The organism is Pseudosulfitobacter sp. SM2401, assembly GCF_042932805.1.
Lineage (GTDB): Bacteria > Pseudomonadota > Alphaproteobacteria > Rhodobacterales > Rhodobacteraceae > Ascidiaceihabitans.
Genome location: NZ_CP170634.1, coordinates 1 through 22,051, shown reverse-complemented (window position 1 = coordinate 22,051; position 22,051 = coordinate 1). Strand labels below are relative to the sequence as shown.

Here is a 22,051-nt window from a genome sequence, read left to right as displayed (position 1 = left end):
CTTCGCACGGCTGTACACGAGGTGCCATACGGTGCGGGTGCTGATGCATCACAATTCGTCTATGCGCTGGCGTCAACGCTATCCAAATGGGCAAGATCGGGCAGAACAGGGGCCGCTTTGATCAGTTCTTGGGTGTAGGGGTGTTTTGGGGCGTCGAACACCTGTTTGGTGTCGCCTTGTTCTACGATTTCGCCTGCTTTCATCACCAAAACGCGGTCTGTCACGGTTTTGACGACGCTGAGATCGTGGCTGATGAACAAATAGGTCAGGCTGTATTTCGCGCTGAGATCGACCAACAGATCAAGGATTTGGGCGCGCACCGAGACATCCAAGGCGCTGACGGCCTCGTCGAACACAATGAGGTCAGGCTGGATAATCAAGGCGCGCGCAATCGCAATGCGCTGCCGTTGGCCACCTGAAAACTGGTGAATGTATTTGGTCGCATCATCTGGCGACAGGCCTACCGCCGTCAGTGTCTCACCGATCAGCTGATCGCGGGCAGCGCCGGTTGGTGGCGTTTCGAGCAGATGGAACGGTTCGGTGATGAGGCGCGCGACCTTGTGGCGCGGGTTGAAACTGCCGAAGGGGTCCTGAAACACGACCTGCATTTTGCGGCGCACGGCGAGGTTCGGTTTTTGCCCAGCAAACACCGGATCACCGTCAAGCTGGATTTCACCGGATTGCACTGGCTCAAGCCCCAAAATCGCGCGGGTCAGGGTCGACTTCCCGCACCCGCTTTCGCCAACCAGACCAACCCGTTCGCCGCGCTTGATGTCAAAACTGACACCTTTGAGCGCGCGAAAATAGTCGGGCGCAGCAAACAAATTGCGTCGGGGCATTTTGTAGTCACGCACCACGTCACCTACGTGCAACAGGGTGTCTGATGCGGGCATGTCGTGCAAGTCGACTTCGTGCCCCGAGGCTGCGAACAACATGCGGGTGTAGGGGTGTTGCATGTTGGCAAGCAGGTGTTTGGTGGGCCCGTGTTCGACGACTTTTCCCAGCCGCATTACGACGATTTTGTCGGCCATGTCTGACACAACTGCAAGATCGTGCGTGATCATCAGCAAACCCATGTCGTAGTCGCGCGCAAGGTCGCGGAGCAGATCAAGGATCTGCGCCTGCGTGGTGACATCCAGCGCGGTGGTCGGTTCGTCCGCGATCAGCAGTTTAGGACGCAGGGCGATGGCCATCGCGATGACAACACGCTGACGTTGCCCGCCTGACAGCTCGTGCGGATAACGGGTCAGCGGGAACCGGTCCGGTGGCAGGCCGACGCGCGAAAGCACGTCAGCTGCGCGGGCGTAGGCGTCTGATTTGGAGGTTTTCGTGTGTATCAGGATTGTTTCAGCCACCTGCGCGCCGATGGTTTGCACGGGGTTCAGGGCGGTCATCGGTTCTTGGAACACCATGCCGATGTCGTTGCCGCGCATGGCGCAAAGATCGCGCTCCGGTAGGGCGACCAAGTCTTGGCCATCCAGTAAAATGCGTCCGGACATTTCAGAGCCTTTGGGCAGCAATCCGAGACAGGCCAGCGCAGTTAGCGATTTCCCTGATCCGCTTTCGCCAGTCACAGCGACGATTTCTCCGGCTGCAATGTCCAGCGAAACATCCTGCAAAATCGGAGTGCCCGTGATCGATAGAGACAGGTTTTGAATGCTGAGCAGGCTCATGTTCTGGCCACTCGTAGGCGCGGATTAAGGTAGTCGCGCAGCCCGTCGCCCATCAGGTTCAGGCCCATGACGGTTAGGATAATCGCAAAGCCGGGGATCAGGGCCATGTGTGGTGCGATGCTGACCAAGGTTTGTGCGTCTGCCAGCATGCGTCCCCAACTGGGTGTTGGTGGTTGGGCGCCCAGGCCGACATAGCTAAGTGCAGCTTCTGCAAGAATACCAAGCGAGAATTGGATCGTGGCCTGAACAATCAGCAGGTTCATCACGTTAGGCAAAATGTGTTCAACCGAAATGCGCGCCGCGTTCTTGCCAGCGACACGGGCGGCAAGGATGAATTCGCGTTCCCAGATCGGCATGGCAGCCCCGCGCACAACGCGGGCAAACACGGGGATGTTAAAGATGCCAATGGCGATGATCGCATTAACCGCACCGGCCCCAAAGATCGCGGTAATCAGGATGGCAATCACCAGCGACGGAAAGGCAAAGATCAGGTCATTGGCGCGCATGATCAGCTCGTCGATGAACGATCCTTTGCGCGCGGCTGCCCACAGGCCCAGCGGAATACCCAGCCCCATGCCGATGCCCACCGCGACAAAAGCAACCGCAATCGAGGTGCGCGCGCCGACCATAATCATGCTGAAAATATCGCGTCCAAAGTGGTCTGTGCCGAACCAGTGGATGCCGTTTGGCGTTTGCAATTTGTCTGGAATGTTTAAGGACGCATGATCAAACGGTGTCCACACGAACGACACGAGCGCCGCAATTACGGTCAGCGCCGACAGGGTCAGCCCGATGATCAAATTGCGGTTCATGAGCGCGTCCTTAGCCTTGGGTCGACAATCGCATAGGCTAAATCGACTGCGAAATTGACGACGATGACGCAGAACACCAACAGCATCACGACGCTTTCTACGACGATCAAATCGCGCGCGCTTATGGACTGAAAAACGAGACGCCCGAGGCCGGGCAGATAGAACACTTGTTCGATGATAATTCCGCCAGCTAACAGGAACGAAAACTGCAATCCAATGATGGTCAAAACCGGGATCAACGCGTTGCGCAACCCGTGCCGCCATAACGTCTGGGCCGAGGTCAAACCTTTGGCGCGCGCGGTGCGCATGAAGTCTTCGTTCATCACGTCCAACAACGCGGATCGCATGACGCGCGCAAGGATCGCTGCTTGGGGGAGAGCGAGCGAAATGGCGGGCAAAGTCAAGGACCACATGACGGCGCCGAAGCCTTTGTCCCAACCGGCAAAACCACCCGCAGAAAACCAGCGCAGGTTGATCGCAAAGATCAACACCAGCATCATCGCGAACCAGAAATTCGGCACGGCAACGCCCAATTGTGTGGCACCCATGACCGCGACATCACCGGTTCGCCCACGCCGCGCAGCCGCGTACATGCCCGCCGGAAAAGCGATCAGCGTCGACAAAGCCAGGGCGTACAATGCCAGCGGCAGCGACACCCACATCCGGTCCGAAATCATCTGTGCGACGGGTGTACGATAGGTGTACGAGGTCCCGAAATCCCCCGTCAGCATGCCCGAAACCCACGCAACATAGCGCTGCCATTTCGGTACATCGAGGCCCAGTTCAGTGCGCAAAGCAGCAATTGTGTCGGGCTGCGCGTTGAGCCCCAACATGAAGGACGCAGGGTCACCCGGCGCGATTTCGATCACGAAAAAGATCAGCAAGGACGCGACTCCTAGGCTGATGCACAGCGACAACAAACGTTTGAGCGTATAGCGCAGCATTCACAAAACCCGCTTGCTTGGGGCGGCAATCAGGTTAGCTAGGGGGGCATGTCCAAGCCGCTTTTTATCGGGTCTGAAATCTATCGTCGCTCGTCTTACGGGGCTGCGCATCCGCTGCGGGTGCCGCGTGTTTCGACGGTCATGGATTTGTCGCGCGCTTTGGGCTGGCTGGACGATGATGTTTACCGGATTAGCCCGCGTGCCAAGCCTGCTGCCCTGCACATCTGGCACGACGCGGACTACATTCAGGCTCTGATGCAGGCCGAAACCGATCAACGCGTCAGCGACGATGTGCGCATGCACTACGGTCTTGGCACCCCATCCAATCCGGTGTTTCCGGAAATGTTCCGCCGCCCCGCGACCAGTGCTGGTGGATCGCTGATGTCGGGTGAACTGCTGCGAAACGGCGGTACGGTGTTCCACCCCGCAGGTGGTACGCACCACGGAATGCCGGACCACGCCAACGGCTTTTGCTATCTCAATGATCCGGTTCTGGCGATTTTGTCTTTGCGTCGAAACGGCGCGCAGCGTGTGGCGTATATCGACATCGACGCGCATCATCCCGACGGTGTTGAGCACGCGTTTGGCGATGATCCTGATTGTCTGATGATCTCGGTGCACGAAGACGGGCGTTGGCCGCGTACCGGTGGGCTTGGGGCTGATCGCACACGGTCGCTGTACAATCTGCCGGTGCCCGCGGGCATGAACGACAGCGAAATGGCGCAGATCACCCGCAGCATGATCCTGCCGGTGGTTCAATCGTTTGCGCCCGACGCTATCGTTTTGCAGTGCGGCGCGGACGCGGTGGATGAGGACCCGCAATCGCGCCTGTCCCTTTCCAACAACGCGCATTTCGATGTGGTGCGAGGGCTGATGGGTCTGTCCGAGCGGCTGCTGGTTCTGGGCGGCGGCGGTTACAATCCGTGGTCGGTGGGGCGCTTGTGGACCGGAGTTTGGGGCGCGTTGAACGGGTTTGATTTGCCAGATATCTTGCCACACACCGCCCAAGCCATCCTGCGCAATTTGACGTTTGATGGAAACAGTCGGGGCCGCAATCCGCCCGCGCATTGGTTCACGACATTGCGTGACGCCCCGCGCGTTGGACCGATCCGTGATGAAGTTGTGCAAAGCGTCGCGCATGTGCTGAAATTGGCGTCCTTGTAAGGTGGGTTTTAACCCACCACCGCTTGGGCGTAATCTGCGTCACTGACGTGCTCGAGCCAGTCTGCCGCCGACCCGTCAACGACCTCTTGCATGGCCATGTGCACCATGCCGGTTGCAGGTGCCGCGCCGTGCCAATGTTCGACGCCCGCAGGTATCCAAACGGTGTCACCAGCCCTGATAGCTTTGGGTGCTTCACCACGCAAACACACACGCCCCGTGCCTGACATAACGTGCAATGTCTGGCCCAAAGGATGCGTGTGCCATGCCGTGCGCGCGCCGGGTTCAAAACTGACGACCAAAGCATTCAGGCGGGCAGGGGGCTGGGCACCGATGACAGGATCCTGCCAAACAGTTCCTGTGAAGAAATCAGGATTGGCGCGCATACTTGGGCGTGTGCCTGCTTTGAAAATATCCATCCGTTCCCCCGAAGTTTTGGTGTCGTAAGGCGGGGTTTAGCCCGCCTTAGCTGTGTCGCGATCAGTCTGCCCAGCTTACGCCAGTCAGGTCTGTTGCTTGGGTCGGCGCGTTAGTCCACAGTCCTTGTACACCGGCTTTTGCCACGGACAGTGCCGCCAGTTGGAACAAATATCCGTTCACGTAATCGCCCGAGATCATCCGCTGTGCATCCCCCATCAGGGTGGTGCGCGCATCAGGATCCGTCGTTGTGTTCAGCTTGGTCATCAGTTCCTGGAACGCTGGATTGTCGTACTGGAAATAGTAGTCAGGATTGGCGTAAATGTTGATGTCCATCGGCTCTGTGTGCGACACGATTGTCAGACCAAAGTTCTTGCCGCGAAACACAGTTTCCAACCACTGCGCCCACTCGACGTTGGTGATCTCGGCTTTGATACCGACCTCTGCCAGTTGGGCCGCGATGATCTCGCCACCGCGACGCGCGTAGGATGGGGGCGGCAGGTGCAACGTGGTCTCAAACCCGTCGGCAAAGCCTGCTTCGGCCAACAATTCCTTGGCCTTTTCAGGGTCATACGCGCTGTCGCCCGTCAGATCGACGTAGGCGGGATTGTGCGGGGCAAAGTGCGTGCCGATTGGCGTGCCGTACCCGAACATCGCGCCGTCAACGATGGCTTGGCGATCAATCGCGTGGGCCAAAGCTTCGCGGACCAACACGTTGTCAAATGGCGGCATCTTGTTGTTTGTGGACAAGATCGTCTCGCCTTCGGTCGATCCAACCAGAACCTGGAACCGTGGATCTGCCTCGAATTGAGGAAGGTTCTCAGGCGCAGGAAAGCCGCTAAACACATCCACATCTTCGGCCATCACAGCCGCAAACGCCGCCGTCGGGTCAGAGACAAATTTGAACGTCGCGGTTTCCAGCGCAGGTGCCGTGCCCCAATACGCATCGTTGCGCGTCAGTTCGATTTTGTCGCCCTGCACCCAGTTGGTGAATTTGAACGCACCCGTGCCGATCGGCGTTTGTTTGATGTTCTCGATGCTTTCAGGCGCGACGATAACCGCGTCACCCCATGCCATGTTGAACAAGAAATTGCCGTTTGGTTTATCGAGCGTCACTTTGACGGTGCGCGCATCAACGGCTTCGACCGCTGTGATGCCGGCGAACAGCCCCTTTTGTGCGTTTGTGCTGTCTTCTGCGCGGGCGCGGTTCAGACTGAATTCAACGTCCGTGGCTTCCATTGTGGTGCCGTCATGGAACGTGACACCGTCGCGCAACTTGAATGTGTAGATGCAGCCGTCTGCGGAAATTTCCCAGCTTTCGGCGAGACCTGCAACCACGGCACCGTCGCCCATGAAACGGGTCAACCCTTCGAACACGTTTGAGTACAGAACCGAGTCAATTGCACCAGCGGCGGCACTTGTCGGATCAAGGTGCGGCGGTTCCAATTGCAAGGCAACAGTGATGTCGGTGCCAGCGGCGTGCGCGGAAATGCCTGCGACGCTCATGGCACTGGCAAGCGCCAGTCTGGATACGAAATGTTTCATTTAATTCTCCCTCAGGTTTTTAGTTTTTGTTGGGTAACAACAGCGTTTCAAGACTTGCGCCCATCACCTTTGCGCTGTCGATCATATCATTGATTCCGATATATTCATCGGGTTTATGCGCCAGTTCCAAGATGCCGGGGCCGTAGGCGATGCAGTTCTTGAGTTTGCCGATGCGGTCGATGTGTTTTTGATCGTAGGTGCCGGGGCTGGCGACGTATTCCGGGGCTTTGCCCATCACGTCCTGGATCGCTTGGGCGACGGTTTCGACCACAGGCGCGGTTTTGTCGGTCATTGACGGCAGAACCGCGTTGAGTTCGGTCAATTCGTATTCGAAATCAGGACGGGATTCGCGCAGCCCTTCGAGCAAGCCTTTGACCTCGCCGCGCACCTGTTCCAGCGGTTCTTCGACCAAGAATCGCCGGTCAATCACGATCCGGCAACTGTCGGGCACGCAATGCGCAGGCAGGCCGGTGAAATCATCGTCCTGTTCCTTTTGACCGCCATGGATCGAATTGATGTTCATGGTCGATTGCTTGGCCCCTTCGGGCACGACAGGCATGTCGGTGCGGCGCAAGGCCATGGCGGGGAACAATTTATCCTCGAATTCATGAATCACAGCGCCCATGTGGCGCACGGCACAATCCCCTAAAAACGGCATAGAACCGTGGGCAATTTCGCCTTTGGTTTCGATCTCGGCCCACCAACCACCGCGATGGCCCAGACAAATCCGGTCTTTGTTCAAGGGCTCGGGGATGATGACGTGCTGCACCTTTTCGGGGCTGAAAAACCCGTGTTCGGCTAGGTAGGCGACGCCGCCATAGCCACCGGATTCCTCATCCGCTGTGCCTGATATTTCGATCGCGCCGTGGAACTCCTGATGTTCTTCGATGAACGCCTCTGCGGCGATGATGGAGGCAGCCAATCCGCCCTTCATGTCGCACGCGCCGCGCCCGTAAATTTTGCCATCCGCGATGTCGCCGCCAAAGGGGTCAAACGTCCAGCCTGCGCCGACTTCGACCACATCTGTGTGGCTGTTAAAATGAACGCAATCGCCTGCGTGTTTGCCATCGCGACGTGCTATAATGTTCCAGCGAGGGTATTTTTCGCAATCACCGGGCGTGCCAAATGCGCGGATCAGCTGTGTTTCAAACCCGTGCGCTGACAGGCGTTTGTCCAGAAAATCGCAAATCGCCTGATAATTTTCACCTGGTGGGTTTAGTGTCGGAATACGGATCAAATCTTGCGTCAGCTGGATCAAATCATCCCGCTTGCCGTCAATACGTGCCATCAAGGTTGTCGTCATAGCTCACCTAATCGAGGAATCGCTTGGAGTATTGGCGGGATCAGTTACGGTATCAATACCGTAGAATCACGGAGAGCGCTATGGATGATTTAACAGCAGAGATGTTGCAGGCATTCCACGCAGCCCCAATCGGGCTGGCCGTGTCGCGGTATCGTGTGATCAGTTCGTGCAATGACACGTTTGCTGCAACGCTAGGCTACACGGCGGATACGCTGATTGGCCAGTCTTTTCGCATTTTGTATCCCAATCACGCTGAATTTGATCGGGTGCGTGACATCGGGCTGCAAACCATGGCCGATACGGGCAGTTACAGCGACGAGCGGATGATGCGCTGCCAAGACGGGCTGCCGATCTGGTTCCGGTTTCGCGCCAAATCACTGACGCCGGACGATCCGCTGGCCCATCTAGTGATGAGCTTTGCGTTGATCCGCGATCAGGTGGACGGGCCGCGTTTGACGAAACGCGAACGCGAGGTGCTCAGCCGTCTAAGCCGGGGTTTGACCAGCAAAGAAATCGCGCGGGAGTTGGAGTTGTCTCCGCGTACGATTGAGGACGTGCGAGCGCGTCTGTTGCGTAAGTTTGAGGCAAAGAACACGACGGATTTGTTGAGGCGGATGAGTTATGCAAGGCCAAGTGGGTAGGGGTTGGCCGCGACACGAACGCGTGCTTCAACAAGCCAGTGGTTCTGTTCTGCTTTGCCGAAAGCGTTGCACCAACTTAAAAAAGGTGTCGAATGCGGTATCTGATCCATGCGCGTTTTCTTCAATGGCACGGGCAAACCCAAACGCTCCCGACCACCCCATTTCATCAAATAACCAATCGGAGAACTCTGAAGGGTTAAACACACGGCCCTCATATGGCTCTTTGATTTCATTCGCATGCAGACAAGCACAGTAACCGAAGAGAAGAGTTTCCAAAGGACCTAAGGACCCGACTTGCGTAAACATGCCGGGCCGCTGTTTCATTTCGTCAATGAAATCGTAGATGTTGCTCAATATATTGTCCTCTCTTGCCGCTCAAAATATACGCGCTGGAACTGAATGAATTAGCCCCACTTCTCCATCACCTCATCAAAACCAACGTGTCCCGCATCCCCGTGCGTTGGTGGATCGCTTGGGGTGCCCATAAACCGCGGCACGGGCGCAGGCTGCACTACCCCGTCCGTTTCAACAAAGGTCCCGCGCGCGATGTTGTGGGGGTTTTGCGGGGCTTCCTCCATCGACAGAACGGGTGCAAAGCAGGCGTCGACCTCTTCCAGAATTGTTTGCCAAGTGTCGCGGGTGTTGCAGCGAAAAATGCTCTCTAGCGCGCTGTGCATATCGGCCTGCGCGTCCGCGTCGTATTGATTGGCGAACGTCGGGTGGTCGGTCAGGTTCAGCTTATCCAGCAAGGTGGCAAAAAACTGCGGTTCAATTGGGCCAAGTGCCACATAGCCGCCATCGGATGTCTCGTAACACCGATAATACGCAGCGCCGCCGTTCAACACGTTGCCGCCCCGCGCGGTGTCATCCCACGCGCCGCCGGCCTTGAGCCCGTATTGCAAAACCATCATCAAGGCCGCGCCGTCGGACATGCAAGCATCGACAACTTGGCCTTCGCCGTTGGCCCGCGCGTGGGTCAATGCCGCGAGCACGCCTGTCAGCAGCATCATGCCGCCACCGGCCAGATCAGCGATGATATTTTGCGGTGGCGGTGGGGGCGCGTCCGCAGGTCCGATGGACCAAAGCGCGCCTGAAATCGCCATGTAATTCAAATCGTGGCCAGCGCGTTGTGACAGCGGCCCGTCTTGGCCCCAACCTGTCATACGCCCGTAAACTAACGCGGGATTGGTCGGGGTGACATCATCAGGCCCAAGCCCCAAACGTTCCATCACGCCGGGGCGAAACCCTTCGATCAGAATCTCGGCTTTGGCGATGAGCGATTTAGCTTGTCCCAATTGTTCGGGGTCACGCAGGTCCAGCGTTAGCGACCGACGCGAACGGTCGTACAGGTTGTGTTTTTGTTCTAATCCGAACAGCGGCGCCTGACCGGGGCGGGCAATTCTGATCACCTCGGCCCCCATGTCGGCCAGCATCATCGCGCAGAACGGGGCAGGGCCAAGACCGGCCATTTCCACCACGCGCACGCCGCGCAAAGGGCCTTTGCGATCAAGCATTGTCCGAGATGCTTTTCATGGCGGCAAGGAAGGATGCGACCTCTTCGGCGGAATTGTAGTGGCACATCGACACGCGCACGGCGGCGGGCAGGCCCAGAGGCGTCAGGATGTTGCCGGAATAGTGGTCGGCTTTGCGAATGTGCGTGCGAATGCCGCTGGTGTTCAATTGCTCTACGATGTCCAATGCTGGCACGTGGTCAAGCGCGAAACACACAAGCCCCTCGCGCGCCGGGTTGTCGGCGCCCCCGATGATCGTAACGCCCGGCAGGTCGTTCAATCCGGGTAAATTGCCAGTGCCGTTCAGCATCGTGTCGGTCAGGGTTTTCTCGTGCGCTTTGATCGCAGCACCCGCCGCTTCGATCCGCGTGCGCCGATCTGTGGCATCAGATACTTCGCCACCCAGCCAGTCGAAATAGCTGACAACATCGGAAAATGTGGCGTAGGCGCCGGTGTCGCGCGTGCCCATTTCCCAGTTCTCAAGCGGGCCATCAATCAGCTCCTCTAGCGGCAATTGCGACAAGCGATCTGACGCCCACGCGACGCCGTAACCGTGCCGCGAAAACACTTTGTACGGCGACACGATGTAGCCATCCACGTCACACGCCGCGATATCGATCAACCCGTGGCTGGCGTGCTGGATGCCGTCGACGATGATGAAGCAATCGGGCGAAACCGCGCGAATGGCAGCGGCGATGCTGGCCACATCAATCGCCATGCCTGTGACCGGCGAGGTGTGCAGGATCGTGGCGACCCGAACGTCGGGTGTCATCAGCGCGGTGTAGGCGTCCGGCGTAACGAGGCCCGTCGCGTCGTCGTGTGGAACGCTGACATAGGATTTGCCAGCCGCCTTTGCCCAATGCTGCGCCGCACTGCGCGATGCGGGGTGCTCAACGGTTGACCCGATCACAGGCCCATCGGGCGTGCCCATCACTGCTGTGCGGATCAAGCGGTAGGTCAATTCTGTGCCGCTTTCGCCGACAAAAAACTGGCCGGAAGACGCGTTAAAGAACGTCGCCATGTCCGCTTTGGCGGTTTTGATGATGTTCACCAACGCCTCGGCGGCAGCATTCGCGCGGCCTTGATTGTCAGGGATCGCTGCGAACTTGGCCGAGGTTTCAACCACAGAATTCAGCGTCAGCGCACCGCCTGCGTTTTCGAAAAAGATGCGCGGGCCGGAAAATGGGCACGCGTTGACATGCGCAAAGCGGCTGCGAATGTCGTTCATCAGGGTATCGGTAAAGTGCGCCATGGGTCTGTTCCTCAGTTTTTCTCATTTCTTTGCCGAACTGCTGTTAAAGGCAATGGAAATGTTTGCGAGGGCTTGACCTTACAGTGACTGGAACCTTTATGTAGCTCATATCATAGATTGGATATGCGATGGCTCAGACGACATTTGATATTTCGGGAATGCACTGCGCAAGCTGTGTGGGTCGGGTTGAACGGGCGTTGCTTGCGATGCCCGGCGTGGTGACGGCGCATGTGAATCTGGCGCTGGACGAAGCCGTGGTCGAAGGGCTGCCTGACAGCGCGGCAGAGGCGCGGATTGCCAGCGGGATCACGCAAGCGGGCTACCCTGCGCGGATCAAAGTTGCAGGGGCAGGGCGCGCAGAAAAGACCGCGCAGAAACAAGCCGAGATCGCGACGCTTGGGCGCATGACGCTGATTGCCGCGATGCTGACGCTGCCGGTGTTCTTGGTCGAAATGGGCGGCCATGCCTTGCCGTCAATTCACCACTGGATCGCAGGCACAATCGGGCAAACCAACAGCTGGCTGATCCAAGCGGTGCTGATCACCGTCGTGATGGTGTGGCCGGGGCGTGATTTTTATCTGCGCGGTCTGCCGGACTTGTTCAAAGGCGCGCCTGACATGAATGCTTTGGTAGCCATCGGCACCTTGGCCGCGTGGGGCTATTCGATGGTCGCGTTGTTTGCCCCCATCGTTCTGCCGATTGGCACCGCCGCAGTATATTTTGAAGCAGCAGGCGTCATCGTGACGTTGATCCTTTTGGGCCGCTACCTAGAGGCGCGCGCCAAAGGGCGGACCGGTGACGCAATCGCGAAACTGGTTGGTTTGCGCCCGACAACCGCGACAGCGCGACGTGGCGCGGCGTGGGTGCAGATCGCCGCGGATCAGATCACAATCGGGGATGAACTACAGGTTGCCCCGGGTGAAACCATCCCGGCGGACGGTGTCGTGGTCGAGGGACAATCCTATGTGAACGAAAGCATGATGACGGGCGAACCTGTGCCGGTTCAAAAGGGCACAGATGCGCGGATCATTGGCGGCACGCTGAACACCACTGGCAGCTTGATCTTGCGCGTCAGTCACGTGGGCGAGGCCAGCGTTCTGGCGCAAATTATTCGCATGGTCGAAGACGCCCAAGGCGCGCGTTTGCCGGTTCAGGAACTGGTCAACCGCATCACGCTTTGGTTCGTGCCTGTGGTCATGGCACTGGCGCTGTTGACGGTTTTGGGGTGGCTGGTTTTTGGCCCTGATCCTGCGCTGCGATTCGCGTTGGTTGCCGGTGTCAGCGTCTTGATTGTGGCCTGCCCCTGCGCGATGGGTTTGGCCACGCCGACTTCGATAATGGTTGGGACAGGACGCGCCGCACAAATGGGCGTGCTGTTTCGCAAAGGTGACGCGCTGCAATCGCTGCAATTGGTCCGCACGATTGTGTTCGACAAAACCGGCACGCTGACAATGGGCCACCCAGATGTCACCGATCTCAGCTATGTTGACGGGGCAGGCGCTGCAAAAGTGTTAGCAGATGTCGCCGCAGTCGAGGCCCGATCAGAGCACCCTATTGCCAAGGCGATTGTCGCGTATGCGACGGCGCGGGACCTCACAATTCCCATCGCCCAGGATTTCGAGGCGGTCATTGGATACGGAGCAAAAGCCAGCGTCGACGGGCGTTTTGTACTTGTCGGCACGGCGCGTTTCATGGCTGAAAACGATGTGCCGATCGCCGCCTTGAAAGCTGACAGCGATGCGTGGACCGCTCAGGGTAAAACGCTGGTTTTTGTGGCGGCAGACGGCAAAGTTCAGGCCTTGCTTGCGGTTTCTGATGCGTTGAAACCCACCACGACCCAAGCGCTGAACGCGTTGCATGACATGGGTATCAAGCTTGCGATGATCACAGGGGATACCCAAGCATCGGCCGACGCGATTGCGGCGGAACTGCCGCTTGATCACGTGCGAGCAGAGGCGCTGCCAGATCAAAAACTGGCCGCGCTCAAGCAGATGCAGGGGCCAGTCGCTTTTGTCGGTGACGGGATCAATGACGCGCCGGCACTGGCGGCGGCTGACGTCGGTATCGCGGTGGGTACCGGCACCGACATTGCCATCGAGGCGGCAGACGTAGTTCTGATGTCCGGCGATCTGTTGGCTGTCGTCAACGCCGTGCAGATCAGCAAACATACGATGCGCAATATCCGTCAAAACCTGTTCTGGGCCTTTGCCTACAACAGCCTTTTGATTCCTGTGGCGGCGGGCGTTTTCTATCCGCTGTTTGGGGTTTTGTTGTCACCAGCGCTCGCGGCGGGGGCCATGGCCTTGTCCAGTGTGTTTGTGTTGTCCAACGCATTGCGCTTGCGCTGGGTCCAGCCCGCAACCCAGAAACAGGAGGCGTAAATGAACATCGGTGACGTCGCGGCCCAATCAGGTCTGCCCAGCAAAACCATCCGCTACTACGAAGAAATCGGCTTGGTCAAACCTGCACGTGATCCAAACGGCTACCGGTCTTTTTCAGATGCCAATGTGCATGTTTTGACCTTTGTCGCCCATGCCCGTGCGTTGGGGTTTTCCATTGATGATTGCCGCCAGTTGGTTGCGCTGTGGGAAAATCAATCACGGGCCAGTGCGGATGTTCGGGCCTTGGCGCAATCCCATTTGCAGCAGATCGAAACCAAGATTGCGGACCTCGAGGCGATGCGTGCCACCCTGTCAGATTTGATCCGCGATTGCGCTGGCAACACCCGTCCCGATTGTCCGATCCTTGAACGTCTTGCCGATCAATCATAGGGTCGGCGCACCCACCAAAAAGGACGTGACCATGAGCATGACTGACCCCTGTATTATCTGCGTCGCGATCACGGGCTCTGTGCCGACAAAGGCCGACAATCCAGCCGTGCCTGTCACCGTGTCTGAGCAAATCGAATCGACGCACGCCGCCTTTGAGGCCGGTGCCAGCATTTGCCACGCCCACGTGCGCAACGACGACGAAACGCCCAGTTCCGATCCGGAAAAATTCGCAGCGCTCAAAGAAGGTGTCGAAAAACATTGCCCCGGCATGATTATCCAACTGTCGACGGGCGGGCGATCAGGCGCAGGCAAAACCCGGGGCGGGATGTTGTCGCTACGTCCGGACATGGCATCGCTGTCAGTAGGGTCCAACAATTTCCCCACGCGGGTCTACGAAAACCCGCCTGATTTGGTGGATTGGCTGGCTGCCGAGATGGTCAAATACGATGTAAAACCCGAAATCGAAGCCTTTGACCTAAGCCATATTTTCCGCGCTGCAGACCTGCACGCCAAAGGTCAGATCGCCGCAACGCCTTACGTGCAATTTGTGATGGGTGTGAAAAACGCGATGCCTGTGGACCGCCAAGTGTTTGATTTTTATTTGGAAACCGTGGAACGACTGTTCCCTGGCGCGCCGTGGTGTGCGGCTGGTATTGGCCGTGACCAGATCACGGTGAACGAGTGGGCGGTGTCAAATGGCGGGCACGCACGGACCGGACTGGAGGACAACGTCCGGTTCGATAAAGACCGGCTCGCGTCGTCGAATGCAGCCTTGGTGGAACGGGTTGTCGGGCTGTGCGCCCAATACGAACGTGCCGTTGCGACGCCCCAACAAGCACGGGCACTGTTGGGGTTAAGGTAGCGAACAGGCTTTACACTTTGGCCGCATCTTTCATCGCGTCTTCGCCTTTTTTCCAAAGGTTGCCTTGCCACAATTCCTCAAGACCGGTTTCGCCACTGGCCCCTTTGGTCGTCAGGTAGTCGTAATACGAGGTCGGTTTGTGACCTGTCAGATTGTAGAAATCAGGGCTACAGCGCGTGTAAAAACCGTTTGTCAGATATTCAAAGAATTCCGCCCGTGTCGCGCCAAAATCCGCCTCGAAATCGACCATCGATTGGGCGCGGTATTCGATGGTTTTACCCATCGCGCGACCTAAATCAGCGCCGATTTCCGACATGGATTGTGGGGCAGGGCCGGTGATGTCGTAGAACTTGTTCGCGTGCCTGTCCGGCCCTTCGGACAACACAACCGCCGCAACTTCGGCGATGTCGCGGGTGGCGACAAACGAATTTCGCATGTCGCCCAAGGGGTTTGAAAACCAGCCTTCGCGATCAATGTTTTCGCAGTCGGTTTTCAGCAGGTGGTTCATGAAAAAGTTGTTGCGCAGTGCTGTGACATTCAGGCCTTCGTCGATCAGTGCTTTTTCGCCCCACCAGTAGTGTTGCAACATCAACGGAATGCCTGCGCCTGCGCGCGATGCGTGCTGATCTGCGACGTAGGACGCGGTGTTGGTATCGGCCCCCATGCAGCTGACGCGCACGACGTGTTTGATTTGATCGCGCCGTTTGCCTAGCTCTTTGGCAAACGCCAGATGGCCTTGCAACATCGGATCAAGCGAGGCTGAATAGACCGCACTGACGCCCGCAAGGGCGGCGGCCCATGTGCCCTGATCCGAGAGATCAAATTTCACAACTTCGTCCGCGCCAAGCGCCAAAAGGCTGTCGGCTTTGGTCTCGCTAAAATAGCATGCGCGCACAATAAATGCGGGGTCCTTGGCAAGGCGCGCCACCAGTTCTTTGCCGATGCGGCCGGTGGCAGAGGTGATCAGAACGGTCTGTTGGGGCATTTGGATCGCTTTCAGGCGTAGGGTTTTCAGGTAAGAATGGAGGGCAAGTTTTAGTCGTCGTAGGCCGCGTCGACGATGATCTCGACTTTTAGTTCTGCGCGCGCCAGTTTTGCCTCGCCGCAGGCGCGGGCAGGGGCGTGACCTTCGGGCACCCACGCGTTCCAGACTTCGTTCAGCCCGTTAAAATCGCTCATGTCCGCCAGCCAAATGGTGGCCCGCAACATCTGTTCGCGTGACGAGCCTGCTTTGATCAGCAGCGCGTCGAGGCGACGCAGACATTCGATGGTTTGGTCCTCGATCGTGGCCCCTTCGCCGACCTGGCCAGTGATGTAGGCAACGCCGCGATGTTTCACAATTTTTGAGGACCGCGCCCCCGTTTCAATCCGTTCAATCATGTTTTGTCTTTCTGTATAAGTGTGAGGGTTCTAAGCGTCTTTGCTCTTTAAACGACTGCGGTGGCCCTTGGGCGTTTCGCCGTATCGGGTCTGGAAATGACGGGTAAAGACTTCGTTCGAATTGAACCCGCTGGCCATGGCAACCTGCATGATGCCAAGGTCGGTTTCCATCAGCAGCGATCTTGCGCGATCCAGTCGAATGTTGCGGTAGGTTTGGGCGGGGGCCTCGTTCAGCAACTGCTTGAATTGGCGCTCCATCTGACGGCGTGAAATGCTGGCAAGCTCGGCGAGGTCCTCTAACGCAAGGGGTTCTTCGATGTTGGCATACATCGCCCGCAAAACGCCAAGCACCCGTGGATTGCGCGAACTGATCGCCTTGGCGATGGACGAACGTTGCTCTGTGCGCGAAGAAATATCCGGCCCGTTCAGACACATATCCGACACAGCAATCGCAAAATCCTGACCGTAATCCTGCGCGATGATCGAAATCATCATTTCGGTTGATGCAGCGCCGCCACCACAGGTCAGCAGATCACCGTCTTGTTCGTATCGGTGGCTGGTCGGGGTCAGATCAGGGAAGGCTTCGATAAAGCCCGGTTGGTTTTCCCAATGCAACGTGAACCGTTTGTTTTTCAGCACGCCTGCGCGCGCAAGTGTCGAGGACCCCGTGCAAATGCCGCCGACCTTGCCACCAAAACGCACATGACGGCGAATGCTATCCAGCACGTTTTGCGTTGCAACTTTGGTGCCTTGGTTGCCGGCGCAAACAAACAGATAGGTGTCGGTTTCCAAATCACGCAGCGCGCCATGAACACCGGCGTCAATCCCCGAAGATGACCGGACGGCATCCCCGTCTTCGGACAAAACGACCCAGCCGTACAGTGGCTTCTGGGCAAGTTGGTTGGCGATGCGCAGCGGGTCTAATGCGGCACTAAACGCCAGCAACGTGAATTCTGGCAGCAGCAGAAACCCAAACCAACGGGTGTCTTTTGGATGCGCCACCGGATAGCTGAACGCGCCCGCAGGCACCAAATCTGGTCGTGATGGAATGGTGCGCACAGACGTGGTCATGGGTTAGCTGTGGGTGCCAAGCAGCATCGGAAACCAGTCCTCGCGCAGCCGCTGACCCGCTTGCATGTTGTGGCCGGGAAACGGCGGCGACGTGGGGCCGGGCCGTCCGACGTACCGCGCATCATCGCCAATCAACCGCAGCGAAAACGCGCGTCTGCGGGACGTGCTTTCGTTGCCGCGCGCGCCGTGCAATGTCTTGAAATTGAACGCAACTGCGTCCCCCGGTTCCATATCCCATTCGCGCACGTCCATGGCTTCGGCGTCGGGGTCGGGCACCTGCATGTAGTCGTCGTCGTTGGGATAAAAGCTGGTTTCAGCCAGCCAGCGCGTCGGCAAAACCGGTTTTTCCCAACGGTGTGATCCAGCCACGCAGCGCAAAGATGCCTGTTTAACCGGATCAAGCGGCGACCAAAAGCTGACGGTTTGTTCGCCTTCGACAAAATAATACGGGCTGTCTTGGTGCCACGGCGTTGGCTTTGAGGTGCCGGGTTCTTTGACCAGAACATGATCGTGAAACATCTGCACGGTTTTTGATTTCATCAGCTCGGCTGCAACCGCTGCGGCGGGTGAGGCATGGATCGCATCGCTAAATTCGGAAATCCGCGTCCAGTTGCAATAGTCATCAAAGAACCGCCCACCTTCGCCCGCGTGCAGATTTTCGGCGGCATAGGGTCCCGGTTCAGACATGTTGCGTTCAACACCCGCGCGCAGTTGTTCGACTTGGTCCTTGAACAAACCACGCACAAGAACGGCACCATCGGTGTGGTAATCTTGGATGTGCTGCGGGGTCAAAAGCGGATGCGTCATGTTCGGTGTCCTTGCTGAATGTTGGGTTCAATCCGCCCGCGCATTGCGCACCCATGCGACGATTTTACCGCGGTTTTCGGCGGTCATCGTTGCGATGGCATTTGGTGGCGGCATGGCCGTGCTAAGGCCTGCGTGCATGTAAATTTTGTCGGCATATCGCGCCACATCGCTTTGCGTTTCCAGCACCACGCCCTTGGGTGCCCACCGAAGACCATCCCAACTGGGTTCGCGTGCGTGGCACATCGAGCAATTGCCAAGGACGACGTCATACGCCTCCTCGAACCCTTTGGCGGATACGAATTTTTGCTCGTACGGCGTCAGCGCGCGCGCCTCGGCTTCTTCATACGTGTCACCCCCCGGAACAGAGGAAAGCCACGCAATGATGATCATCAAAATGACCGTCACGGCCCATGTCCAATGCGGACCTTGGCCTGTGGCATGCATCGTGTTGAAATAATGCCGGATCGTGACGCCGGTCAGGAAAATCAAGCTGGCGATGATCCAGCTGTATTCGGTCCCAAAGGCCAGCGGATAGTGATTGGACAGCATCAAAAACACGACCGGCAGCGTCAGATAGTTGTTGTGGGTCGATCGGAGCTTGGCAATCTTGCCGTATTTCGCATCCGGCGTGCGGCCGGCCATTAGGTCAGCAACAACAATGCGTTGGTTCGGCATGATCTGAAAGAACACGTTGCCGGTCATAATCGTGGCGGTAAACGCCCCCAAATGCAGCAGCGCCGCACGACCGGTAAAAATCTGATCATAGCCCCACGCCATGATCACAAGGATCACAAACAACAGCAGCATCAACAGGGTCGAATGTTCGCCCAGCTTGGATTTGCACATGAAATCATACGCGATCCACCCGATGGTCAAAGAGCCACCCGAGATCAGGATGCCTTGGAACAGCGACAAGTTCGCCTTTGTCGGATCGAGCAAAAACAGCTCGCCTCCGACCCAATAGACGATCATCAGCAGCGCAGCACCCGACACCCACGTGATGTAGCTTTGCCATTTGTGCCAGATCAGATGCTCGGGCATGTTTTCAGGCGCAACCAGATATTTCTGGATGTGGTAAAATCCACCGCCATGCACCTGCCATTCTTCGCCATGCACCCCTGTCGGCATGTTGGGGGCTTTTTTTAAACCCAGATCCAGCGCTATGAAAAAGAACGACGCCCCTATCCACGCCATCGCCGTGACGACATGAAGCCAGCGCACCGCAAAGGCGATCCAGTCCCAAATGACTGAAAAATCATACATAGCAACCTCCTAAGGTCGGAATTAGCGACGTTCCACCGCGATACTATCCACAGTTTCGCCCGCGTCTATGGCTTGGTTTGTGTGCAGGTAGCGAATGGCACGCCCTGTCTGCTGTCACGTCTTTGTCTGTTTCACAACAAAAAGAGCCAAGCTTTGTTGTAAAACAGCATCCTTGCCTGCGCGCCTCAAATCATCGTTGGTTTCAAGATGGGCTTTTGCAGCGCCAAATTTCGTATATCAGTGATCCAAACTCAGCCAACGAAACCGCCTCAGCTAGGAAGTCATATGTTTCTGAAAAATGCATGGTACGTCGCCGCCTGGAGCGAAGAAATTGTGAACGAGTTGCAGCAGGTCAAAGTGCTGGGTGAAGAAATCTGCATGTTCCGCACTGACGACGGCGAAGTCATCGCGATGGAGGACGCCTGTCCGCACCGCAAATTGCCGCTGTCCAAAGGCCGGATCAAAGACAACAACATCGAATGCGGCTATCACGGCCTGACGTTTGATTGCGCGGGTCAGTGCGTTTGGGCACCGGGGGGCGGGCGCATCCCGTCGGCGGCGCGTGTGCGTCCGTTTCCTGTGCACGAAAAATACGGGCTGATCTGGATCTGGATGGGCAATGCCGCAATCGCCGACCCCGAAGACATCATTGATATCCCGAACTTTGATAGCCCTGAATGGGGCATCAATCGTGGTGCCGCGATGGAGCTGAACTGCAACTATCTGCTGATGTGCGACAACCTGCTGGACCCCACGCACGTCGCATGGGTGCATCAAAGTTCGTTCGCCGCCGCCGCCACAAAAGACACACCGCTGCGGGTGACCAAGACCGACAATGGCGTCATTGTTCATCGCTGGATGATGGATCACGAACCGGCACCGTTCTACAAAAAGGTCGTCGAATTCGAGGGCAATTGCGACCGCCTGCAGCACTATGAGGTCCGCTATCCAAGCCATGCGTTGGTGCGCGCTGTGTTCACGCCAGCAGGGACGGGCGGCGTCGATGGGCCGCTGCACGAAAACACGTTCATCATGGACAGCTACAATTTCATGACCCCGACGACCGAAACCGAAACGCGGTATTACTGGTTCCAACTGCGCAATATTCGCCCCAACGACGAAGCCCTGTCAAAAATGATGTCCGAAGACGTGCAGCACGCGTTTGAAGAGGACCGCGCTGTGTTGGATCAAGTGCAGATCGGCATGAGCAAAAAGACCTCGCCGCACATTGATCTGGGCATCGACGCAGGCCAGCTGCGGTTCCGCCGTCAACTAGAGGCGATGATCGCAGAAGAAGCGATGGTGGACGCGAAAATGAGCCAGTAGGGCGCTGTCTTCGTTCTCATCCCTGCAAAGACAACGATGAAGGTTTGAGTGCTTCAACACGAAAAGAAGTGCAATGTCAGGTCATGAAACAAGCGCAGAAATCCCAAGCAACCGCAGATTCTGTCGGAGCGGCAAACCATGATTGATGCGGCATTCATTCATCGTCGGCGCAAAAACAATGTTGGCGACTTGGCCTGTTCGCCCGGCAACTACCTAAATCTTGGCAGTCACAGGTTTTTTGATTTCTCAGAAGACACACCAGACTGCAAATTGGCGATTTTAGGCGGTGGTCAAGTTTTTCAAGAGTGCGTCTCCTCGTGCGTTTACAAAACGGCAGGGGCAGATAAACGCGTGGTCTGGGGCGTCGGACTATCTGCAAAGGATAGCAAGAGCGTAGAATTCGATCTTTTGGACGCCAGCTGCGCGTTGGTTTCAACCCGGAATTGGGGTGTAGAGGGGTGCGAATATGTGCCGTGCGCATCGGCAATGTCACCTTTGTTTGACGCTCCTGCGGACCCAACGCGCGACGTCGTTTTGTTCTCGCATGCCAGAAAATCCGAACATCTCCAGCGGGTTAAAGGTATTCCAGAACTCAGCAACGATACCGGAACAATGGAGGACGCAATCGCATTTCTTGCCAGTGCTGAAACGGTCGTGACAAATTCATACCACGGTACCTATTGGGCTATGTGTTTGGGGCGCCGTGTTCTTTGCCTGCCCTTTAATCAAAAATTTCAATCCTTTCGCCAGAACCCGATTATGGCAGCGCCAGATGATTGGTCCGATCAGATCAAACATGCCGAACGGCGCAATGATGTCCTAGAAGACGCCCGTTTTCACAATTCTCGGTTCTACGAAAAAGTCTGCAACTTATCCTGAGTTCCGCGAAACTCTTCTAGCGCCACCCCAAGGCAGCCGTTCATCAGGTGAATTAGATTTCACATAATCTATCTTATGTTAAAATTATATAAGCGATGACTAAACTGGGCAAGTTTCAGATCATCCGGTTATGCGAGCTTCAGTTTCCAACCTTAAATCGGCGAAATAAACTCAAGCAATTAGGCATGCATCCTTATCATTTCGAAGGAACGACCTTTGACCACGAGTTTGCCGAAGCTTATAGTCCGCCATTCACATGAATAACTTGACCGGTAATATAGCTTGCATCCTCGCTCAACAAGAATGCGATCATACCAGCCACATCTTCGGGCTTGCCAAGGCGACTGACAGGAATACGCGATAACATTTCGGCCAAGATTTTCGGGTCTAGCCCGTCGGCAGTACTTGCGTCCTTTTCAATATATCTCGGGAC

22 protein-coding genes are annotated in these 22,051 nt (G+C 57.0%); 7 read left to right on the top strand and 15 right to left on the bottom strand.

What is annotated here, in order from left to right:
* Positions 1-59: 59 nt before the first annotated feature.
* The 3 genes from ACFIO0_RS20905 to ACFIO0_RS20895 are packed head-to-tail and all read right to left on the bottom strand — an operon-like array spanning position 60 to position 3,429.
* The gene (locus ACFIO0_RS20905) at positions 60-1,673 is read right to left on the bottom strand and encodes a dipeptide ABC transporter ATP-binding protein (protein ID WP_390915429.1); all 1,614 of its coding nucleotides are present in this window, start codon (positions 1,671-1,673) and stop codon (positions 60-62) included.
* On the bottom strand, positions 1,670-2,485 hold the full coding sequence (locus ACFIO0_RS20900; RefSeq protein WP_390915428.1) for an ABC transporter permease subunit: 816 nt from the start codon (positions 2,483-2,485) through the stop codon (positions 1,670-1,672). Before ACFIO0_RS20900 ends, ACFIO0_RS20905 begins: the two co-directional genes overlap by 4 nt.
* Positions 2,482-3,429, bottom strand: a complete 948-nt coding sequence (locus ACFIO0_RS20895) for an ABC transporter permease subunit (RefSeq protein WP_390915427.1) — start codon at positions 3,427-3,429, stop codon at positions 2,482-2,484. Before ACFIO0_RS20895 ends, ACFIO0_RS20900 begins: the two co-directional genes overlap by 4 nt.
* Positions 3,430-3,477: 48 nt before the next feature.
* Between ACFIO0_RS20895 and ACFIO0_RS20890 the strand changes: the two genes are divergently transcribed.
* On the top strand, positions 3,478-4,593 hold the full coding sequence (locus ACFIO0_RS20890; RefSeq protein ID WP_390915426.1) for an acetoin utilization protein AcuC: 1,116 nt from the start codon (positions 3,478-3,480) through the stop codon (positions 4,591-4,593).
* 8 nt (positions 4,594-4,601) lie between these two features.
* Here the strand turns inward: ACFIO0_RS20890 and ACFIO0_RS20885 are convergent, their stop codons facing one another.
* From ACFIO0_RS20885 to ACFIO0_RS20875, 3 genes are all read right to left on the bottom strand, one after another.
* Positions 4,602-5,009, bottom strand: a complete 408-nt coding sequence (locus ACFIO0_RS20885; RefSeq protein ID WP_390915425.1) for a cupin domain-containing protein — start codon at positions 5,007-5,009, stop codon at positions 4,602-4,604.
* Positions 5,010-5,070: 61 nt separating this feature from the next.
* A complete protein-coding gene (locus tag ACFIO0_RS20880; RefSeq protein ID WP_390915438.1) occupies positions 5,071-6,513 on the bottom strand; it encodes an ABC transporter substrate-binding protein in 1,443 nt (480 codons plus the stop codon).
* A gap of 58 nt (positions 6,514-6,571) precedes the next feature.
* Positions 6,572-7,855, bottom strand: a complete 1,284-nt coding sequence (locus ACFIO0_RS20875) for an acetylornithine deacetylase/succinyl-diaminopimelate desuccinylase family protein (RefSeq protein ID WP_390915424.1) — start codon at positions 7,853-7,855, stop codon at positions 6,572-6,574.
* An 80-nt stretch (positions 7,856-7,935) separates the two neighbouring features.
* Between ACFIO0_RS20875 and ACFIO0_RS20870 the strand changes: the two genes are divergently transcribed.
* Positions 7,936-8,496 (top strand): LuxR C-terminal-related transcriptional regulator, encoded by a 561-nt coding sequence (locus tag ACFIO0_RS20870; protein ID WP_390915423.1) that lies wholly within the window; start codon positions 7,936-7,938, stop codon positions 8,494-8,496.
* A gap of 27 nt (positions 8,497-8,523) precedes the next feature.
* Here ACFIO0_RS20870 and ACFIO0_RS20865 read toward each other — a convergent pair whose 3' ends face one another.
* The 3 genes from ACFIO0_RS20865 to ACFIO0_RS20855 are packed head-to-tail and all read right to left on the bottom strand — an operon-like array spanning position 8,524 to position 11,259.
* Entirely contained in the window at positions 8,524-8,850 is a 327-nt protein-coding gene (locus ACFIO0_RS20865; RefSeq protein ID WP_390915422.1) for a hypothetical protein, read from the bottom strand.
* Between the two features lie 50 nt (positions 8,851-8,900).
* On the bottom strand, positions 8,901-10,010 hold the full coding sequence (locus tag ACFIO0_RS20860; RefSeq protein ID WP_390915421.1) for a CoA transferase: 1,110 nt from the start codon (positions 10,008-10,010) through the stop codon (positions 8,901-8,903).
* Positions 10,003-11,259: an aminotransferase class V-fold PLP-dependent enzyme gene (locus ACFIO0_RS20855; protein ID WP_390915420.1), complete on the bottom strand. Its 1,257-nt coding sequence runs from the start codon at positions 11,257-11,259 to the stop codon at positions 10,003-10,005. The genes ACFIO0_RS20860 and ACFIO0_RS20855 overlap by 8 nt, the downstream gene beginning before the upstream one ends.
* 128 nt (positions 11,260-11,387) lie before the next feature.
* Between ACFIO0_RS20855 and ACFIO0_RS20850 the strand changes: the two genes are divergently transcribed.
* The 3 genes from ACFIO0_RS20850 to ACFIO0_RS20840 are packed head-to-tail and all read left to right on the top strand — an operon-like array spanning position 11,388 to position 14,892.
* Positions 11,388-13,640 carry a heavy metal translocating P-type ATPase gene (locus tag ACFIO0_RS20850; RefSeq protein WP_390915419.1) on the top strand — a complete coding sequence of 751 codons (2,253 nt, stop codon included), beginning with the start codon at positions 11,388-11,390 and terminating at the stop codon, positions 13,638-13,640.
* Entirely contained in the window at positions 13,641-14,030 is a 390-nt protein-coding gene (cueR, locus tag ACFIO0_RS20845; protein WP_390915418.1) for a Cu(I)-responsive transcriptional regulator, read from the top strand.
* Positions 14,031-14,067: 37 nt separating this feature from the next.
* Positions 14,068-14,892 carry a 3-keto-5-aminohexanoate cleavage protein gene (locus ACFIO0_RS20840; RefSeq protein ID WP_390915437.1) on the top strand — a complete coding sequence of 275 codons (825 nt, stop codon included), beginning with the start codon at positions 14,068-14,070 and terminating at the stop codon, positions 14,890-14,892.
* Between the two features lie 10 nt (positions 14,893-14,902).
* Here ACFIO0_RS20840 and ACFIO0_RS20835 read toward each other — a convergent pair whose 3' ends face one another.
* From ACFIO0_RS20835 to ACFIO0_RS20815, 5 genes are read right to left on the bottom strand one after another with little or no spacing between them, the layout of a single operon-like run.
* Complete coding sequence (locus tag ACFIO0_RS20835) at positions 14,903-15,877, bottom strand: NAD(P)H-binding protein (protein ID WP_390915417.1); 975 nt, start codon at positions 15,875-15,877, stop codon at positions 14,903-14,905.
* Between the two features lie 50 nt (positions 15,878-15,927).
* The gene (locus tag ACFIO0_RS20830; RefSeq protein ID WP_390915416.1) at positions 15,928-16,272 is read right to left on the bottom strand and encodes a Rid family hydrolase; all 345 of its coding nucleotides are present in this window, start codon (positions 16,270-16,272) and stop codon (positions 15,928-15,930) included.
* Positions 16,273-16,302: 30 nt separating this feature from the next.
* The gene (locus tag ACFIO0_RS20825) at positions 16,303-17,343 is read right to left on the bottom strand and encodes a helix-turn-helix domain-containing protein (protein ID WP_390915415.1); all 1,041 of its coding nucleotides are present in this window, start codon (positions 17,341-17,343) and stop codon (positions 16,303-16,305) included.
* Positions 17,344-17,346: 3 nt separating this feature from the next.
* Positions 17,347-18,150, bottom strand: a complete 804-nt coding sequence (locus ACFIO0_RS20820) for a phytanoyl-CoA dioxygenase family protein (protein ID WP_390915414.1) — start codon at positions 18,148-18,150, stop codon at positions 17,347-17,349.
* 27 nt (positions 18,151-18,177) lie between these two features.
* Positions 18,178-19,413 (bottom strand): urate hydroxylase PuuD, encoded by a 1,236-nt coding sequence (locus ACFIO0_RS20815; protein WP_390915413.1) that lies wholly within the window; start codon positions 19,411-19,413, stop codon positions 18,178-18,180.
* Positions 19,414-19,698: 285 nt separating this feature from the next.
* On the opposite strand from ACFIO0_RS20815, the gene ACFIO0_RS20810 reads away from it, so the two are divergent.
* Positions 19,699-20,739 carry a Rieske 2Fe-2S domain-containing protein gene (locus ACFIO0_RS20810; protein WP_390915412.1) on the top strand — a complete coding sequence of 347 codons (1,041 nt, stop codon included), beginning with the start codon at positions 19,699-19,701 and terminating at the stop codon, positions 20,737-20,739.
* A gap of 138 nt (positions 20,740-20,877) precedes the next feature.
* Positions 20,878-21,618, top strand: coding sequence for a hypothetical protein (locus tag ACFIO0_RS20805; protein ID WP_390915411.1), 741 nt, complete (start codon positions 20,878-20,880; stop codon positions 21,616-21,618).
* A gap of 238 nt (positions 21,619-21,856) precedes the next feature.
* Here the strand turns inward: ACFIO0_RS20805 and ACFIO0_RS20800 are convergent, their stop codons facing one another.
* On the bottom strand, positions 21,857-22,039 hold the full coding sequence (locus ACFIO0_RS20800; protein WP_390915439.1) for an SDR family oxidoreductase: 183 nt from the start codon (positions 22,037-22,039) through the stop codon (positions 21,857-21,859).
* Positions 22,040-22,051 lie beyond the last annotated feature (12 nt).

Excerpts from the sequence above, each read along its gene's own strand:
- ACFIO0_RS20850 (WP_390915419.1), top strand. The coding sequence starts at position 11,388 with ATGGCTCAGACGACATTTGATATTTCGGGAATGCACTGCGCAAGCTGT.
- ACFIO0_RS20835 (WP_390915417.1), bottom strand. The coding sequence starts at position 15,877 with ATGCCCCAACAGACCGTTCTGATCACCTCTGCCACCGGCCGCATCGGC.
- ACFIO0_RS20900 (WP_390915428.1), bottom strand. The coding sequence starts at position 2,485 with ATGAACCGCAATTTGATCATCGGGCTGACCCTGTCGGCGCTGACCGTA.
- ACFIO0_RS20810 (WP_390915412.1), top strand. The coding sequence starts at position 19,699 with ATGTTTCTGAAAAATGCATGGTACGTCGCCGCCTGGAGCGAAGAAATT.
- ACFIO0_RS20840 (WP_390915437.1), top strand. The coding sequence starts at position 14,068 with ATGACTGACCCCTGTATTATCTGCGTCGCGATCACGGGCTCTGTGCCG.
- ACFIO0_RS20805 (WP_390915411.1), top strand. The coding sequence starts at position 20,878 with ATGATTGATGCGGCATTCATTCATCGTCGGCGCAAAAACAATGTTGGC.
- ACFIO0_RS20875 (WP_390915424.1), bottom strand. The coding sequence starts at position 7,855 with ATGACGACAACCTTGATGGCACGTATTGACGGCAAGCGGGATGATTTG.
- ACFIO0_RS20825 (WP_390915415.1), bottom strand. The coding sequence starts at position 17,343 with ATGACCACGTCTGTGCGCACCATTCCATCACGACCAGATTTGGTGCCT.
- cueR (WP_390915418.1), top strand. The coding sequence starts at position 13,641 with ATGAACATCGGTGACGTCGCGGCCCAATCAGGTCTGCCCAGCAAAACC.
- ACFIO0_RS20870 (WP_390915423.1), top strand. The coding sequence starts at position 7,936 with ATGGATGATTTAACAGCAGAGATGTTGCAGGCATTCCACGCAGCCCCA.
- ACFIO0_RS20860 (WP_390915421.1), bottom strand. The coding sequence starts at position 10,010 with ATGCTTGATCGCAAAGGCCCTTTGCGCGGCGTGCGCGTGGTGGAAATG.
- ACFIO0_RS20890 (WP_390915426.1), top strand. The coding sequence starts at position 3,478 with ATGTCCAAGCCGCTTTTTATCGGGTCTGAAATCTATCGTCGCTCGTCT.
- ACFIO0_RS20905 (WP_390915429.1), bottom strand. The coding sequence starts at position 1,673 with ATGAGCCTGCTCAGCATTCAAAACCTGTCTCTATCGATCACGGGCACT.
- ACFIO0_RS20885 (WP_390915425.1), bottom strand. The coding sequence starts at position 5,009 with ATGGATATTTTCAAAGCAGGCACACGCCCAAGTATGCGCGCCAATCCT.
- ACFIO0_RS20820 (WP_390915414.1), bottom strand. The coding sequence starts at position 18,150 with ATGACGCATCCGCTTTTGACCCCGCAGCACATCCAAGATTACCACACC.
- ACFIO0_RS20830 (WP_390915416.1), bottom strand. The coding sequence starts at position 16,272 with ATGATTGAACGGATTGAAACGGGGGCGCGGTCCTCAAAAATTGTGAAA.
- ACFIO0_RS20815 (WP_390915413.1), bottom strand. The coding sequence starts at position 19,413 with ATGTATGATTTTTCAGTCATTTGGGACTGGATCGCCTTTGCGGTGCGC.
- ACFIO0_RS20880 (WP_390915438.1), bottom strand. The coding sequence starts at position 6,513 with ATGAGCGTCGCAGGCATTTCCGCGCACGCCGCTGGCACCGACATCACT.
- ACFIO0_RS20895 (WP_390915427.1), bottom strand. The coding sequence starts at position 3,429 with ATGCTGCGCTATACGCTCAAACGTTTGTTGTCGCTGTGCATCAGCCTA.
- ACFIO0_RS20855 (WP_390915420.1), bottom strand. The coding sequence starts at position 11,259 with ATGGCGCACTTTACCGATACCCTGATGAACGACATTCGCAGCCGCTTT.